A 1,635-nucleotide genomic window follows, 5' to 3' on the forward strand; every position below is an offset into this window, starting at 1 on the left:
CTGCACACGGGTGCAGGTCTGGGGGCAGATCCCTCGCGAGGGCGGCGCCCGCACGGGGCCGGTCCCTCGCGGCCGGAGATCCCCGGGGGCGGTGTCCGCACGGGGCGGATCCCTCGGCGGCCGGAGATCCCACGCGGAGGCGGCGCCCGCACACGGGTGCAGGTCCGGGGGCAGATCCCGCACGGAGGCGGCGCGCCCCGCACGGGCGGGTCCCTCGCGCAGGCGGATGCTTCGCGAGGGCGGCGCCCGCACGGGGCGGGTCCCCCGCGGGGGCGGCGTCCACAGGGGTCGGGTTTCCTCGCAGCCGCGGGTCCCGCACGGTGACCGGCCGACCCCGGGGTTGAAGGGGCGGAGCCCCTGGGGACGGCAACGGGCAGGGGCGACGGGAGCGAACCACCCGTGCGGGCGCCGCCCCGCTCATCCCGGGAGCCCGGTCACCCTCACTACGGGAGCCACCTCCGGAGTTCCGCTCTCGGCCCGGCCGGGGCCCGCGCTCCGGGCCGCGCGCGTCGTGCCCCGCTCACCGCCGGAGGCCCTCCCGCGGGTGCAGGGTGAAGATGGAGTCGAGAGGTGGCAGAGGACTCTCAGGACTCTCAGCGACGGAGAGGGCGGCCGTGGGCAGTCTCGACGTGGGCGATGGCGCCCGTCGGCGGTTCGATGTGGCGGATGCCGTGCCGCTGCTCCTCGACGCGCGGGGCGTGGTGACCGGCTGGACCAGGGACGCCGAGCGGCTGTTCGGTTATGTGGCCGCCGAGGCGGTGGGCAAGGACCTGGCCGGGCTGCTGACCGTCGGGGACGCCGAGCGGGTGCCGGACGTACTGGAGCTGTGCCGTCGGTCCGGCGGCTGGGCCGGGCTGCTGTCGGCCCGCCGCAAGGACGGCACGCGGTGCCGGTGATGGCACGGATCACCTCGGCGGACGAGCCCGGCGGGCCGGGGCGCTGGCTGGTCCTGGTGAACGAGATGGCCGAAGCGCACGGCTGGAGCATGAGCCGCTCCGTGCTGGAGCAGATGGTCGCCGGTTCGCCGATCGGCATCGCGATCGTGGACACGGACCTGCGGTTCGTGTGGTCCAACGCGACCTTGGCCCAGTTCGGCGGCGGCGCGCCCGAGACCCGGCTGGGGCTGCGGCTGGCGGACGTCCAGCCGGGCTTCGACGCGGACGCGGTCGAGGCACGGATGCGGCAGGTGCTGGAGACCGGTGAGCCCGTCGTCGGCTACGAGCACGTCGGGCGCCTGCGGGACGCGCCGTTCCGGGAGACGGCGCACGTGCTGTCGTTCACCCGCCTCGACGACGACCGCCGTCGGCCGATCGGCGTCTACTACACGGTCGTGGACATCACCGACCGGCACCGCGCCCGGCAGCGCCTCGCCCTCCTGGACCGGGCCGGCCGGCACATCGGCCGCAGCCTCGACATCGCCCGGACCGCGCAGGAGCTGGCCGAGGTGGTGGTGCCGGGCTTCGCCGACGCCGTAGCCGTGGATCTGCTGGAGTCGGTGTTGCGCGGTGCCGAGCCCGTGGTGGGACGGGCCGAGGGGCCGGACGGGTCCGTGGTGCTGCGCCGGGCGGGGCGTGCCGGTCGGCGGCCTGTGGGACGGGGCCGGTGGGACGGGGCCGGCTGCCGATGCCGTCGTGG

Annotated in this window: 1 pseudogene; it reads left to right on the forward strand. The window is 76.5% G+C overall.

The window, feature by feature from the left end:
- Positions 1-557: 557 nt before the first annotated feature.
- Positions 558-1,635 (forward strand): annotated as a pseudogene (locus BM536_RS43785) (PAS domain-containing protein); the annotation flags it as partial.

It is taken from the genome of Streptomyces phaeoluteigriseus (assembly GCF_001896135.2).
GTDB classification, from domain to species: Bacteria; Actinomycetota; Actinomycetes; order Streptomycetales; family Streptomycetaceae; genus Streptomyces; species Streptomyces phaeoluteigriseus.